Source organism: Alteribacillus sp. JSM 102045 (assembly GCF_041949975.1).
GTDB lineage: Bacteria > Bacillota > Bacilli > Bacillales > Marinococcaceae > Alteribacillus.
The window spans coordinates 51,111-63,623 of sequence record NZ_JBHFQG010000018.1; the positions used below are offsets into that span (position 1 = coordinate 51,111).

The 12,513-nt window shown below is 42.0% G+C and carries 13 protein-coding genes and 1 pseudogene; 11 read left to right on the forward strand and 3 right to left on the reverse strand.

Annotated features, from left to right (window positions below):
- Positions 1–7 precede the first annotated feature (7 nt).
- Positions 8–187, reverse strand: coding sequence for a DUF5325 family protein (locus ACE1TI_RS12955; protein ID WP_375008012.1), 180 nt, complete (start codon positions 185–187; stop codon positions 8–10).
- Between the two features lie 151 nt (positions 188–338).
- On the opposite strand from ACE1TI_RS12955, the gene typA reads away from it, so the two are divergent.
- The 7 genes from typA to ACE1TI_RS12990 all read left to right on the forward strand — a co-directional run bounded on the left by typA (position 339) and on the right by ACE1TI_RS12990 (position 8,107).
- Positions 339–2,201: a translational GTPase TypA gene (gene typA, locus ACE1TI_RS12960; protein ID WP_375008037.1), complete on the forward strand. Its 1,863-nt coding sequence runs from the start codon at positions 339–341 to the stop codon at positions 2,199–2,201.
- 30 nt (positions 2,202–2,231) lie between these two features.
- On the forward strand, positions 2,232–2,588 hold the full coding sequence (locus ACE1TI_RS12965) for a YlaH-like family protein (RefSeq protein ID WP_375008038.1): 357 nt from the start codon (positions 2,232–2,234) through the stop codon (positions 2,586–2,588).
- A gap of 410 nt (positions 2,589–2,998) precedes the next feature.
- Positions 2,999–4,237, forward strand: a complete 1,239-nt coding sequence (locus ACE1TI_RS12970; protein WP_375008013.1) for an acyl-CoA dehydrogenase family protein — start codon at positions 2,999–3,001, stop codon at positions 4,235–4,237.
- Positions 4,238–4,268: 31 nt separating this feature from the next.
- The gene (locus ACE1TI_RS12975) at positions 4,269–5,045 is read left to right on the forward strand and encodes an SDR family oxidoreductase (RefSeq protein WP_375008014.1); all 777 of its coding nucleotides are present in this window, start codon (positions 4,269–4,271) and stop codon (positions 5,043–5,045) included.
- A 14-nt stretch (positions 5,046–5,059) separates the two neighbouring features.
- On the forward strand, positions 5,060–5,812 hold the full coding sequence (locus ACE1TI_RS12980; RefSeq protein ID WP_375008015.1) for an SDR family NAD(P)-dependent oxidoreductase: 753 nt from the start codon (positions 5,060–5,062) through the stop codon (positions 5,810–5,812).
- Positions 5,813–5,833: 21 nt separating this feature from the next.
- Positions 5,834–7,444, forward strand: coding sequence for a long-chain-fatty-acid--CoA ligase (locus ACE1TI_RS12985; RefSeq protein WP_375008016.1), 1,611 nt, complete (start codon positions 5,834–5,836; stop codon positions 7,442–7,444).
- Positions 7,445–7,528: 84 nt separating this feature from the next.
- Positions 7,529–8,107: a TetR/AcrR family transcriptional regulator gene (locus ACE1TI_RS12990; RefSeq protein ID WP_375008017.1), complete on the forward strand. Its 579-nt coding sequence runs from the start codon at positions 7,529–7,531 to the stop codon at positions 8,105–8,107.
- A gap of 208 nt (positions 8,108–8,315) precedes the next feature.
- On the opposite strand, the pseudogene ACE1TI_RS12995 reads toward ACE1TI_RS12990, so the two are convergent.
- Both ACE1TI_RS12995 and ACE1TI_RS13000 read right to left on the reverse strand, forming a co-directional pair.
- Positions 8,316–8,585 (reverse strand): annotated as a pseudogene (locus ACE1TI_RS12995) (transposase); the annotation flags it as partial.
- Positions 8,530–8,709 (reverse strand): hypothetical protein, encoded by a 180-nt coding sequence (locus ACE1TI_RS13000; RefSeq protein ID WP_375008018.1) that lies wholly within the window; start codon positions 8,707–8,709, stop codon positions 8,530–8,532. The pseudogene ACE1TI_RS12995 and the gene ACE1TI_RS13000, both read right to left, overlap by 56 nt.
- 584 nt (positions 8,710–9,293) lie before the next feature.
- On the opposite strand from ACE1TI_RS13000, the gene ACE1TI_RS13005 reads away from it, so the two are divergent.
- From ACE1TI_RS13005 to ACE1TI_RS13020, 4 genes are read left to right on the forward strand one after another with little or no spacing between them, the layout of a single operon-like run.
- Entirely contained in the window at positions 9,294–10,178 is an 885-nt protein-coding gene (locus tag ACE1TI_RS13005; RefSeq protein ID WP_375008019.1) for a 3-hydroxyacyl-CoA dehydrogenase family protein, read from the forward strand.
- Positions 10,178–10,957 carry an enoyl-CoA hydratase/isomerase family protein gene (locus ACE1TI_RS13010; RefSeq protein ID WP_375008020.1) on the forward strand — a complete coding sequence of 260 codons (780 nt, stop codon included), beginning with the start codon at positions 10,178–10,180 and terminating at the stop codon, positions 10,955–10,957. Before ACE1TI_RS13005 ends, ACE1TI_RS13010 begins: the two co-directional genes overlap by 1 nt.
- Before the next feature lie 55 nt (positions 10,958–11,012).
- On the forward strand, positions 11,013–11,432 hold the full coding sequence (locus ACE1TI_RS13015; protein WP_375008021.1) for an acyl-CoA thioesterase: 420 nt from the start codon (positions 11,013–11,015) through the stop codon (positions 11,430–11,432).
- Entirely contained in the window at positions 11,429–12,505 is a 1,077-nt protein-coding gene (locus ACE1TI_RS13020; RefSeq protein ID WP_375008022.1) for a phosphotransferase family protein, read from the forward strand. The genes ACE1TI_RS13015 and ACE1TI_RS13020 overlap by 4 nt, the downstream gene beginning before the upstream one ends.
- The last annotated feature ends 8 nt before the right edge of the window (positions 12,506–12,513 follow it).

A 12,513-nucleotide genomic window follows, 5' to 3' on the forward strand; every position in this document is an offset into this window, starting at 1 on the left:
TGTTTTTTCAGCTTTCTGTCTCGGTTCTTGTTCGAAGTTTTCTTGACATTGTAAACGAAAAAAATAATCCAACTATACAGAAAGCAGCCAGAAGGATAGACCTTTCTGCTACCGCCACACCAATTGAAGCAATACAGAGCACTGCAAAAACAGCTAAGAACAAAAAACATAATTTTTCCCAGTTCATTGTTTCACCTTCCATTAACTTGTCCATTAATAATTAGTGTACAACGAATGTTTGTAAAAGAAAAGCAGAGACTGTTGTGTGTTGATGCAAGAAGTGTGATATAATAGTTAGGTTGAAGAAGTGCAGCGTATAGGATAGGAGCGATATAAAGATAATGAAATTACGTAATGACTTAAGAAACATCGCAATTATAGCCCACGTTGACCACGGGAAAACCACTCTGGTTGATGAGCTTTTAAAGCAGTCTGGGACTTTTCGCGATAATGAACAAGTTGACGAACGGGCCATGGACAATAACGATATTGAAAGAGAACGAGGCATTACTATTTTAGCGAAAAATACGGCCGTGCGTTACGGTGATACACGTATCAATATTATGGATACACCAGGACATGCGGACTTTGGCGGGGAAGTGGAGCGCATTTTAAAAATGGTAGACGGCGTTCTTCTTGTCGTTGATGCTTATGAAGGCTGTATGCCGCAAACTCGTTTTGTGTTGAAAAAGGCATTAGAACAAAAATTGACACCGCTTGTTGTACTGAATAAAATTGATCGTGACATGGCACGTCCGGCTGAAGTCGTTGATGAAGTTCTCGATTTATTTATTGAACTTGGAGCTGATGAAGATCAGCTTGACTTCCCGGTTGTGTACGCTTCAGCAATTAACGGCACCGCAAGTAAAGATCCTGAAAAACAAGATGACAATATGGAAGTTCTCTTTGATATGATCGTAAACAATGTACCCGCGCCTATTGATAATAGTGAGGACCCTTTTCAGTTTCAGGTTACGATGCTTGATTATAATGATTACCTTGGAAGAATTGGAGTTGGACGTGTCTTCCGCGGCACGATCAGCACGGGGGACCAGGCAGCATTAATCAAAAGAGACGGCTCGGTGAAGAATTTCCGCGTAACAAAGCTGTTTGGATTCATGGGGCTTAAACGCATTGAAATTGACAGTGCGCAGGCCGGCGATTTAATTGCTATAGCTGGTGTGGAAGATATTAACGTAGGAGAAACAATTTGCCCGGCCGACCATCATGATCCGCTGCCGGCCCTTCGTATTGATGAACCTACTCTGCAAATGACTTTTCTTGTAAACAACAGCCCTTTTGCCGGCCGTGAAGGAGATTATGTGACAAGCAGAAAACTAGAAGAACGCCTGATGACGCAATTAGAAACAGATGTTAGTCTGCGGGTAGAGCATACAGACTCCCCTGATGTCTGGACAGTTTCCGGCCGCGGTGAATTGCATTTGTCTATTCTTATTGAAAACATGCGCCGAGAAGGGTATGAACTTCAAGTATCAAAGCCTGAAGTCATTGTAAAAGAAATAGACGGTGTATTGTCAGAACCGGTAGAACGCGCACAGGTGGACGTTCCAGAAGAGTATACAGGAAACATTATGGAGTCTCTTGGAGAGCGCAAAGGTGAAATGCTTGATATGGTCAATAAAGGAGACGGACAGGTTCGAATGGATTTCCTCGTTCCTTCACGAGGCTTGATTGGATATACGACAGAATTCATGGCACAAACAAAGGGTTATGGTATTTTGAACCATTCGTTTGATGGGTATCAGCCTGTGCATACCGGACAAGTCGGCGGCCGCCGTCAAGGTGTGCTTGTATCGATGGAAAATGGAAAGGCAACGCCATATGGTATGATGCAGGTAGAGGACCGCGGAACGTTATTTGTAGAACCCGGAACGGAAATTTATGGTGGCATGATTGTTGGAGAGCATACGCGCGACAACGATTTAACGGTTAATATTACGAAAGCTAAACAGCAAACCAACATTCGTTCAGCCACAAAAGAATCGACTGTCACCATGAAGCGTCCACGCCTGTTAACACTCGAAGAAGCACTAGAGTTTTTAAATGATGATGAATATTGTGAAGTAACACCGGAGTCCATTCGTCTGCGTAAAAAAATTCTTGATAAAAGTATGAGAGAACGGGAAGAAAAGCGTAATAAACTGGCGAAGAAAAATGCAGATACCTCTGCGACATCATAAAGTCGGCAGAGCAGCACAGAGGTGACAGTGATGTATACAGCAGCTGCTAATATGAATGATATTGAAGTGACAAAAGAACAGCTAAGCTGGACAGCAGGATTACTAAATGTACATGAGCAGCCAGTACTCGGTTTCTGGTTGTTGTACGCTGCTGTCGTGATGATGTGTATTGTCGTATTTAATCTGGGTTTTGCTAGAAAGTTGCCTGTATTAAAAAATGTCATTGTTTATGCGGCATTATTTGTCGGCGCTTTACCGTTGACAATTTTTGCTATTGGAATGGCCGTAGTAGAATCGCTTATCGCTGCAGCCATTGTACTAGGCATTTATAAAATCCGCCTAAACAGACATAAAAAAGAACAGGAAAGCCAGGAAAGTGCGACCTGATTTTTCAAATAGATGAGGACACAGGTTTTGCTATTTCCAGAAATACAGAGCTGTTTGGAGAACGTGAGGACAGAGGAATCTTATTTGTTCTAAAATTACTTCATTTTAACTCTTTTTCAAGGAGATAACGGAATGACGGTCCAACACTACGATTTCGTTATTTTTAATAGAAATAAAGGAACGAGTGCCCGTTTCATCTCCTTATCAAAGCCGGTCCCTGAAATTGGGGACCAGCTTCTTTTTTTATGTTAAAAAGGGGTTGAAGTTTTTTAAATAAAATGTGTTGAATTTTCTGAAAAGGTAAGATATAGTAATAAATAATAACTGCTGTTCAGTCATACAAACCAACAGCAGTTCATTTTTTTATAACATACTGACCGGTTAGTATTCATAAGAATGGGGGAAGTAAATTGAATTTTACTTATACGGAAAAAGTCGAACAATGGCGTGAAAGACTGCTTCAATTCATGGAAGAAGTTGTTTATCCAAATGAAAAAACGTATAAAGAACAACTTAGAGCTCAGTCGGATGGGTTTGCAGGAATCCCGTCCATTATGGAAGAAATGAAAGAGAAAGCCAAAGAAGCAGGCCTTTGGAACCTGTTTTTACCTGAAAGTGAATTCGGAAGCGGCCTGACAAATCTGGAATATGCCCCGCTTTGTGAAATCATGGGACGTTCCTCCATTGGACCGGAAGTTTTTAATTGTGCCGCACCAGATACCGGCAATATGGAAGTGCTGGTAAGGTACGGTAATAAAGAGCAGCAGGACAAATGGCTGAAACCTCTGCTGGAAGGAAAAATAAGATCAGCATTTTGTATGACTGAACCGCATGTGGCTTCTTCAGATGCCACCAATATCGAAGCTGATATTAAAAAAGAAGGTAACGAATATGTCATAAATGGCCGTAAATGGTGGTCTTCTGGTGCAGGTGATCCCCGTTGTGAAATATTAATTTTTATGGGGAAAACGGATGTAAATACCGAAAGACATAGACAGCAGTCAATGATTTTAGTTCCATTGAATACTCCAGGTGTACAAGTAGAAAGGTTGCTGCCTGTTTTTGGATACGATGACGCCCCTCACGGTCATGCCGAAATTATTTTTAATAATGTGAGAGTGCCGGCAGAAAACATTCTTGTTGGGGAAGGAAAAGGTTTTGCGATTGCGCAGGGACGGCTCGGGCCTGGCAGGATTCACCATTGCATGCGTACGATTGGGGCAGCAGAAAGAGCCCTTGAAATTCTCTGCAAAAGAGTAGAAGAGCGCAAAACTTTTGGGAAGCAGCTTTCAGAGCAGGGAGTGATTCGTGAATGGATTGCAGATTCCCGCATTGAAATTGAACAGGCAAGACTGCTCGTATTAAAGGCTGCAGATATGATGGATAAAGTCGGAAATAAAGAAGCAAGAAAAGAAATCGCCATGATTAAAGTCGTTGCACCAAATATGGCTTTAAAAGTTATCGATAGAGCTATTCAGGCACTTGGTGCAGCAGGTGTAAGTGAGGATTTCCCGGTTGCCAATCAATATGCGGGAATTCGAACCCTCCGTCTTGCTGATGGACCAGATGAGGTGCACCGTCAATCTATAGCAAAGCTAGAACTACGGCACCAATCAGCATTAAGAGAAGAAAGTTATTTGTACAATTAATTGAAAGTGGTAACAGAAGGGTGGTACAACTATGAGTATTATTCAGCAATTATTCAGTCTAGAAGATAAAACAGCAATCGTGACAGGTGGCGGACGCGGGCTAGGACGGCAGATGGCTTTAGCCTACGCAGATGCTGGGGCAAATGTAGTCGTCTGTTCAAGAAAAGTTCAGGCATGTGAAGAAGTTGCAGAAGAATTAACAAAAAAAGGAGTTAAAGCTCTGGCACTGCCTTGCGACGTAACAGACCAGGAACAGGTGCACCGCACTGTGAAAGAAACAATAGAGGCCTTCGGTACTGTAGATATTCTTGTTAATAATAGCGGGGCATCATGGGGAGCTCCTGCACTGGAAATGCCTTTAGAGGCGTGGCAAAAAGTAATGAATGTCAATGTAACAGGCACCTTCTTAATGTCAAAAGCAGCTGGAAAACATATGGTGGACCAAAAAGCGGGGAAAATTATTAATATTGCCTCAGTTGCAGGCTTAAATGGAGTAGATTCCCGCGTAATGGATACGATTGGCTACAATGCCAGCAAAGGCGCAATAGTTACCTTTACAAAAGATTTAGCAGCTAAGTGTGGGCCGTCCAACGTACATGTAAATGCCATTGCTCCAGGATTCTTCCCTACTAAAATGTCAAAAGGTGTTTTGGAGATAGGAGGAGATTTCATTCTAGACCGCACTCCTTTACAGCGTTATGGAGGCGATGAAGATCTTATGGGAGCAGCGCTTTTTCTTGCTTCTAAGGCCTCTGATTATGTGACGGGTGAAATTCTTGTCGTTGACGGCGGGATGAATGCGGTATAAAAAGGGGGAGTATAATGCGGTTACGAGATAAAGCGGTGGTAATTACCGGGGCAGCCAGCGGTATTGGAAAAGCAGCAGCAATAAGAATGGCTGAAGAAGGAGCTTCTGTTCTATTATGTGACATAAACACAAAAGAAGGAGAGCTTACAGCGGAACACATTCAGGAAAATGGGGGAACTGCACTTTTCATGGAAACGGATGTAACAGATGAAGACAGTGTTCAGCAGTCTATTCAATACGCTTACAAGCAATGGGGAGCTATTAATATTTTATTTAACAATGCAGGTGTTGGGGGCCATGAAAAAAAACTACACGAAGTAGCGGCTGAAGAATGGGACCAGGTTATTAATACAAACTTAAAAGGAGTTTTCTTAGGTATCAAGTATGTCGTTCCTTACATGTTGGAAAAAGGAAAAGGAACCATTATCAATACTTCAAGCGTATTAGGCTTTAAAGGAAAAAAACGGACAGGCCCATATAATGCAGCAAAAGGAGGATTGGTCACCCTTACCAAAAATTCCGCTTTAGAATACGGTCGCTACGGTATACGAGTTAATTCGATAGGCCCCGGAGTCATAGACACTCCGATTGTAGATGAGTGGAGAAAAGACGAGAAAAAGTGGCAGATTATTTCATCTGCTAACGCTCTTGGAAGAATCGGCAAACCAGAAGAGGTCGCAGAAGCTGTATTATTTTTAGCTTCAGATGAAGCTTCTTTTATAACCGGCGAAACGTTAATGGTGGATGGCGGAGGACTGACTTTTTAAAGATAGAAAGGAGCGGAAGATATGAAAAATGTATGGAAAAAACATTATCCAGTCCATATCCAGTCAGAAATAACGATACCGGATATGGCTTTGTCTGATATACTTTTACAATCGGTTGAGAGCTATCCGGATAACTCCGCCTTATATTTTTACGGACGAACACTCAGCTATAAAGAACTAGGAAAGCAGACTGGAGCTTTTGCAGCTGCGCTTCAGGCTAACGGAATGAAAAAAAGTGACAGGGTTGCTGTCATGCTGCCAAACTGTCCGCAATATGTGATCAGCTACTATGGAATTTTACAAGCAGGTGGTATCGTGACCCAGGTTAATCCGATGCTTGTGGAAAGAGAGCTCGACCACATTTTGACCGATTCCGGCGCGGAAACCATTGTCATTTATGCTCCGCTGGTACCTGTTTTAGAAAATATCAAACAAAATACCTCCATTAAACAAGTCATTGCTGTCAATTTCCAGGAAGAATACTCTTCAATATACGGAGAAATAGAATTTGCCGCTTTTTTAAAGCAAGCCTCAAAGCCGCCAGCTCCTGTTTCGATAAATCCTCAAGAAGATATTGCCGTTTTGCAGTACACTGGGGGAACGACCGGTCGTTCAAAAGGCGCTATGCTTACTCACCGCAATATCATAGCCAACATTTTTCAAATTGATGAATATTTTAAAGATAACATGAAAACGGGTTCGGAACGTTATTTAACCGTTATTCCTTTATTTCACGTTTTCGGCATGACATCGTGCATGAACATGGCTGTTTACACGGGGGCGATAAACATTTTACTGCCTCGTTTCGATCTAGAAGAAGTCCTGAAAACAATTAAGGAACTTCAGCCAACTGTGTTTCCAGGGGTTCCTACGATGTATGTTGCTCTAACAAATCATCCAGAAGCTGAAAAATACGGATTGGACTCCATCCGGGTTTGCAACAGTGGAAGCGCTCCAATACCAGGTGAACTGATGCGAAGTTTTGAAGGGAAAACAGGAGCGCACATCCTTGAAGGTTACGGTCTTTCAGAGACGTCTCCTACCACTCATTGCAACCCGCCATTTGCAGAGCGAAAAATCGGCAGTGTAGGGATCGGGGTTCCATCAACAGAATACAAAATCGTCGATGTAGCTGGAGGAACAGAAGAGTTGGCGCCTGGAGAAAGCGGAGAAGTTATTATTAAAGGACCGCAAGTCATGAAAGGCTATTGGAACATGCCAGAGGAAACAGCTTCTGCAATAAGAGATGGCTGGCTTTACACGGGCGATATCGGGAAAGTTGATGAAGACGGTTATCTCTATATCATTGACAGAAAAAAAGATATGATCATCGCGGGCGGCTTTAATATATATCCACGAGATGTTGAGGAAGTTATTTATGAACATTTGGCCGTTCAAGAAGCAGTTGTCGTCGGTGTCCCTGATGTTTATCGGGGTGAAACCGTTAAAGCCGTGGTTGTTTGTAAAGAAGGACAAACTGCATCTGAAGAAGACATCATTGATTATTGCAGAAAATATATGGCGGCATATAAAGTTCCGCGAGAAATCGAGTTTCGAAAAGAACTGCCAAAAACGAATGTTGGTAAAATTTTAAGAAGGGCCATCAGGGAGGAATCTGCTAAAAAGGCATAAATAAAAAAACAGCGCCCCCTAGTACACGGCCGCTATGATAACGATTTACACGCCAATTTTCTGCAGCAAAGGGGGCTTTTAAAAATGAAAGAAGAAATCTTGCAAACAAGTATTACCTTATTCGAACAACAAGGATTCAGTGAAACATCGATCCAGGATATCGTGCAGGCTCTGGGCGTAACAAAAGGAACGTTTTATTACTATTTTAACAGTAAAGAACAGGTCCTAATGACCATCCATAGCTTGTACATTGATAATGTCTTAGTACAGCAGAATGCCATTTTAAATAATAATAGCATCAGCCATATTGAAAAACTGCATCAGCTTATTGACATGCTCATCACAAATATTGAACCTAGAGGTCAAAGTGCTAAAGTGTTTTATCGTGAATTTCGTCATTTAAGCGACTCTCATCTGAAGGAAGTAAAGCCAAAGCGGGACGAAATTCGAAATTCGATTGAAAAAGTCATAAAGGATGGGATGCAGGCAGGAGAATTTCGGTCAGACTTAAAGCCTGATATTATTACACTCGGAATTTTAGGAGCCTGTAATTGGACGTATCAATGGTTCAACCCGGGTGGAGAAACATCAGACAAAGACGTAGCCTCTATTTATGTAGATATGGTGCTTAATGGTATTAGAGCAGAAAATAGTGATAATTAAAAAAGTTCGAAAATTGATAACCTGTTAAGAAAATAGAACATACTGACTGGTCAGTATAAAGACCTGCGGTGATATGTCAACAAAAGGTTAATGAGAAATAAAGCTGTCAAAGATCATTTTTATGAAAAAAGACCGCAAGAAACTAGACCAGTAATAAATCGGTAATTACTGGTAAAATTGCGAGAGGTTATGCTATGACGGCTTCACGTCATATATTCACGCCCCTCTCTAGTGAAAATAGTTGGTGATTGCGTAGTAGCGCATCCACCAGACGCACTAGTTTTCTTGTTGTCAGAACGAGAGCTCGTTTGTGTTGATGTTTTGGTACTTCTCCGAATTTTTTCGCGTAATATGCCTTGTATTCTGGTACTTTCCTACGTACAGAGTTGGCGGCTTCAACTAAGTAATACCGTAAGTACTGGTTACCTTGACGCGTCAGAGAAGTATCCTCTGCCGTAAACCGGCCGGATTGATGGGTTCAACTTCGTGGCTCCTGGCAGGTCATTGGATACCAAAAAGGTATCTACCCTGGCACCGTCTTGATCGAGCACACACACTTTCATATCAAAGGAACTAACGTCTAAGCCTACAAAAAATCGCATGGGGGGAACCCTCCTTTCGTTTTAGAATCATTGGGCCTTTCTTTGGACGCCTCGAGATATCTCTAGTGTGAACGCCGATCAACAACCTCGTGTATTAGAGTTCGACCTGCATCGAAATCCGCCCCGGGGCTACTATCACCCAGGTTCGAGGGGCAGGAGACTCAGCCTGCGAGTAGGGAGTGCCGCACGTACACTGAGAAACAGTCTTAACATGTGGTCGTGCCACAGGAGCAAAAAGAATTGTCCCAAATGATCCTAAGATCATTATCTAGAAATATCTTGAGACGTCCAAGAAAAACCTTTGTTAAAAGGGGATTTTCTAATAGATTGTTGTTTTTCTACATGGAAAAACACTGTTAGTTAACAGTTGAAATACACGTAGACTCCCTGCGGGAAAAGCAACGGCTGAAGACCCCGCAGGGAGCGTTTTACTCCCGAGGAGGCTGAAGCGTTGCCCGCGGAAAGCGAAGTGTATTTGAACTGTGGCTGTATTCAACAACGAAGTATGTGAAAACAGCCTTAAGGAAAAAGAAAATAAGCTCTTCAAAGAGGGCTTAAATATAATATACGAGGAGGAACTATATATGAAAGCAGAAAACATTAAAAAAGTAACGGTACTTGGTGCTGGTTCGATGGGGCATCAAATTGCGATGCTTTGCGCTCTGGGAGGATTTTCTACTTACTTGCAGGATATCAATGGGGACGCCTTACAAAAAGCAAAAGAACAGCTGGAAGGACATATGAGCAGATGGGTAAAAAAAGAAAGAATTTCCGAAGAACAAAAAGAAGAAGCTTTTTCTAATCTTCATATGACAACTAGTTTAGAAGAGGCAGCAGCGGATACCGACTTTGTCATTGAAGCAGTTGTTGAAAAATTCGAAGTGAAAAGAGAAGTATTTGAAAAGCTCGACCAGTATACACCTGCCCATGCAGTCCTGGCTACAAACAGTTCGACTATCGTCAATTCTAAAATTGCGGATGTAACAAGCCGTTCGGATAAAGTCTGCAATATGCACTTTTTCTTCCCTCCGCTCGTAATGGACTGTGTAGAAGTTGTCAAAAGTGAAGCAACTTCGGAAGAAACAGCACAGGCTGCCATGAACGTCTGTGAACGCATCGGCAGAACTGGAGTGCTTTTGCACAAAGAAATTTACGGGTTTATTGCCAACCGTATTTTGTTTGCGCTTACAAAAGAAGCTCTGTATCTTTACGAAGAAGGTTACGCTGACTTTGAAGACATTGATCTTATATGTGAAAAAGCATTGAATCATCCAATCGGACCGTTTGGTTTAATGGACCTTTCTGGTATCGATGTCGGTTACTACGGAAATATGCAGCTTTATAAGGAAACTGGCAACCCTGCTGATAAACCGGCAAAATCCGTAGAAGAAAAAGTGAAAGCAGGAGAATTAGGCAGAAAAACAGGTGAAGGCTGGTACGAATATAACCAAAAAGGAGCGAAAGTCTAATGGGCGAATTAGTAAAACTTGAAAAAGAAAATGGGAATGCCGTTGTGACGATAGATAACCCGCCTTTAAACGTAATGAGTAATCAGGTTACTTCTGATCTGAAAGAAATTACTGCAGACATTAAAGAAGATAAAAATGTCATATGTGTCATTTTAACAGGAGCGGGCGAGAAAGCATTTATGGCTGGCGCTGATATTAAAGAATTTCCAGAGCTGATGGGCAATCCGGAAATGAAAGGTCACATTATGAAAACGCACCAAATGCTTCAGAATTTAGAAGATCTGCCAAAACCAACAATTGCCGTGTTAAACGGCATGACATTTGGGGGAGGGTGCGAGCTTGCGTTAACGTGCGATATGAGAATCGCAGAGGAGCATGCCCAGGTAGGCCTGCCTGAGGTGAAGCTCGGATTGTTTCCCGGAGGGGGAGGCACCCAGCGTTTACCAAGGTTGATAGGAACAGCCAAAGCTAAAGAATTAATGTTCAGCGGAGAACCGATAGATGCAGAAGAAGCAGAAAAAATCGGGCTGGTTAATAAAGTGGTGCCATCAGGAAGAGGAATAGAAATGGCAAAACAAGCAGCTTCTCATATGGCTGATCAATCTTTACAAGCTCTCTCCCGCATCAAAAAAGCAGTTAATGAAGGAATGGAAATGAATCTGTCAGATGGGTTGGAAAGAGAAGCAGATCTTTTCGTAGAAGTCTTTCAGACCGACGATGTAGAAGAAGGTGTCCAAGCGTTTATAGAAAAACGAAAGCCTAATTTCAAACACCAATAAAGCGGGGCTTTTCATAGTTTTATTTAATTCGAACGAAGAAAGGTGGCACAGCAAGGTGGCACACGAATGGAAGGTAAAAGTAAGAGCCTGTGAAACAGACGGCCTCGGACATGTCAGTAACATAAGTTACTTTATTTATTTAGAAGAAGCTCGGATTGAATTATTTCGTGAACTTGACACGATGATGGAAATGGATAAATGGCCATTTATTCTGGCATCGACAAGTTGTGATTATGTGCAGCAAGCTTATTTTGATGAACGTCTTACTATTTCAACAACCATCACGCGTATAGGAAACAAAAGCTTTGAGATGGACCATGAAATTTCAAGCAGCCGCGGAGTGATAGCTAGAGGAAAAGCGGTTATTGTACATTTTAATTTTGAAACGCAAAAAAGCGAGACCATTCCTCCGTCACTGCGTGAAAAACTATCCGCTTATGAATCAAACTTGTTGGTAAAGGAGGGGAAGATGTGAGTGTCAACCTATATGAGGACACCATTCCAGTTCGAAAGGGAGAGGAAATTGATCTTCGCCAATTAGAAAACTATTTGCGTCAGGAAATGAAAGAGCTCCCTAAAAGAGAACTTCAGATTGAGCAATTTCCCTCAGGTCATTCTAACTTAACTTACGTCATAAAAGCTGGCGATTGGGAAGCTGTCCTAAGGAGGCCGCCACTTGGACCAGTTGCTCCTAAAGCCCACGACATGAAAAGAGAAAGTGCCATTCTAAGCACGCTGCATCCTCATTTTCCGCTTGCCCCGCGGCCTTATCTATACTGTGAAGATGAGAGTGTAATAGGAAGCGAATTTTTTCTAATGGAAAGAAGACGAGGAGCAGTCATTGACACGGAATTTCCTGAAGGAATAGATGCCACTCCTGATAACTGCCGGAAATTATCGGAAGCAATGGTAGAAACGCTTGCCCGCCTGCATCAATTAGATTACAAAAAAACAGAACTCGTTCATATGACAAAGCCGGAAGGATTCCTCGAACGGCAGGTTCATGGCTGGATCAAGCGCTATGAAAAATCTAAAACAGATGAAGTGACAGAAGTAGAGGATTTAACAACCTGGTTGTCTCAAAATAATCCAGTTTCTCCTGAACCATCGGTTATCCATTACGATTTTAAATTTAATAATGCGATGTTTAATCCAAATAGCCTCCGTGAAATGAAAGGTCTGTTTGATTGGGAAATGACAACAGTGGGTGACCCTCTCGCAGATCTTGGGGTCGCTCTTGGATATTGGATAGAAAAAGATGATCCTGACCCATTAAAACAAGGGTTTGGAAAAGCTCCTGTCACTGTAAGGGATGGTTTTTATTCGAGGCGGGAATTTGCTGAAGAATATACAAAACTCACAGGCAGGGATATAAAAAACTTATCGTTTTATTTAACTTTTGCTTATTTCAAGCTTGCGGTGATTGTGCAGCAAATTTATTACCGCTATAAAAAAGGCCAGACTAACGACCAGAGGTTTGCTCAGCTGGATACAAGAGTAAAAGCTCTCATTACCCACGCCAGTAATATCGTGAAGAATGGATACTGAGGTTAGCA